The organism is Rudaea sp., assembly GCF_036560865.1.
In the GTDB taxonomy this organism is placed as follows: Bacteria; Pseudomonadota; Gammaproteobacteria; order Xanthomonadales; family Rhodanobacteraceae; genus Rudaea.
In genome coordinates, this window is record NZ_DATBQK010000150.1 from 1 (window position 1) to 1,935 (window position 1,935).

The following is a 1,935-nucleotide window of genomic DNA, read 5'->3' on the forward strand; positions in this document are numbered from 1 at the left end:
ATTTTCGCGATGCGCTGAGTGGTGAAGTCATCGTCGGCTACACCTGGGCGGAAAGTCTGTCGACTTCCACGGCGCAATTGCAGAACCTGCTCGCGACCGATGCATTCTCCCGGCACAGTGAAGGCGGCTGCGGCTGATGCGTGTCCGCCATTTGCGCGAAGCCGACTATCGGCGCCAGCGCTGGAAGAACGGCGGGGGCTGGACGACGGAACTGGCGCGGTCGCCTGCCCCCATTTCCAGTCCTCCCCCGCTGACGCAGGGGAGGAGGAGTGATCGTCGCACTGCGCGCGACAGCGTTATTTCATTGGAGCCTGACTGGCGCATCAGCATCGCCGAGATCAAAAGCGATGGCGCATTTTCCACTTTTCCACAGTGCGATCGCTACATCGCCTTGCTCGACGGCAACGGCATGACGCTGGAATTTGATGCGGCACCCGCAGCCGTGCTCGACCATCGTTTGCGCTTCGTCAGATTCGACGGCGAATGGCAAACCCGCGGCCGCCTACGCGATGGGCCGGTGCGCGATTTCAACGTGATTGCGCGACGCGACCGGGTTCATGCTGAAGTGTTGCATCGTCCTCTGGTCGGCACGATGGTGTTTCCCGACGCGGCGCGCATAACCTGGTTCGTCTATCTCGCAGCGGGCCGCGCGACCGTGCAGGCGTCCGCGGAACCGCAGGCGTTCTCGGCCGGCGAATCGCTGCTGCTCGAAGACGACGGCACCATGCACAATTGCATACTCGACGGTGGCGGCGACCTGCTGCTGGTCAAGCTGACCACCACATAGCCCTGCGCCTACGCAGGCGCTTGCCCATCGCATCGAGCGGATCGCAGCCGCCCCAACGGTTCTTCGAAGCGTGACGTACGTCAATTTCCGTGCGCTGGCCGCGTGACGTACGTCCATTTTTCCGCTTTCGAGCGGCGGACGATAACTGCTGGAAGTGCTGGCCAATTCGCCGCCGAGACGAGCTTGTAATTTCCGCGCAGCTTTGCTGCCTGTAATTTCCCCACAGCTTTGCGTAAGCCTTACATGGGGATCCAGCAAAAAGCAGGTTCGCCTCAGTGCCGGCTCGCGTCGCTGGCGATCAGCGGTGCAAATGCAAGCGACTTTTCGATCATCGGCGCGCCCGTGCTGCCGGTGTCGATCGGTACCGGCAGCAGCCTGACGCTGACGATTCGCTTCAATCCCTCGGCCGCCGGTCCGCGCGTCGCAACACTGACGGTAGGCACGAGCGACCCTGCCAATCCGAGCGTCGTGGTCGCTCTGAGCGGAACCGGTTTGCTGCCGGCCGTACAGACATCGTCCAATACGCTGACATATCCGCGACGGTGATCCAGTCTCAGGCGCCGGGCTACCCCGGCATGACGCAGGGGCTGACCGTCACCAATGTCGGCCAGGCCGAACTGATCGTCGATTCGATGACGACCTCGGGGGCGCCTTACACAGCACCTGCGGCAACGATTCCGCCGGCACGCTTTGCGACCAGCGATCACTTCAACGAACCGGTGACGTTCGCGCCGACCGGCGTGGGCAAGTTCACAGGCAACTTCAATGTGGCCGACAACAATCCGGAAGGCGTAGTGTCGGCGAACGTTGCGCTGTGCGGAGAAGGCGTGTTGCGCGGCATCCGCGTGCTCGCGGTCAACAACAAGGGAGTCCCGCTGGCGCAGATAGCGAAGCTGCACTTGCAATCCAAGGGCACCGCGCAGAGTGTCAACATCAACGCGCAGAATCTGCCGTTGAGCGGTGTGCCGACCTCGTGCGATGCGTCCGCGCAGAAGCAGTACGAGAATCAGGGACTGCCGGCGACGGATACCGCCAACCAGCGCAGTTCGTACTACACGCTGGCGGTAACCGGTGGTGGCAAGTCGACGACGGTGACCTTCACGCTCGGCGTATCCGAGTTCAAGACGATCGTTGTCACAGTGAAGTGA

Annotated in this window: 3 protein-coding genes; 2 read left to right on the forward strand and 1 reads right to left on the reverse strand. The window is 62.4% G+C overall.

Translation table 11 applies throughout. The features are described 5' to 3' along the window. Positions 1–136: 136 nt before the first annotated feature. Entirely contained in the window at positions 137–787 is a 651-nt protein-coding gene (locus VIE67_RS14330) for a HutD/Ves family protein (RefSeq protein ID WP_332027130.1), read from the forward strand. Between the two features lie 272 nt (positions 788–1,059). On the opposite strand, the gene VIE67_RS14335 is transcribed toward VIE67_RS14330, so the two are convergent. Continuing rightward, the gene (locus VIE67_RS14335) at positions 1,060–1,230 is read right to left on the reverse strand and encodes a hypothetical protein (RefSeq protein WP_332027131.1); all 171 of its coding nucleotides are present in this window, start codon (positions 1,228–1,230) and stop codon (positions 1,060–1,062) included. 99 nt (positions 1,231–1,329) lie between these two features. Here VIE67_RS14335 and VIE67_RS14340 point away from each other — a divergent pair, with 99 nt between their 5' ends. Beyond that, the gene (locus VIE67_RS14340) at positions 1,330–1,935 is read left to right on the forward strand and encodes a hypothetical protein (protein WP_332027132.1); all 606 of its coding nucleotides are present in this window, start codon (positions 1,330–1,332) and stop codon (positions 1,933–1,935) included.

Coding starts and splice junctions, on each gene's coding strand:
- VIE67_RS14330 (WP_332027130.1), top strand. CDS start 137: ATGCGTGTCCGCCATTTGCGCGAAGCCGACTATCGGCGCCAGCGCTGG.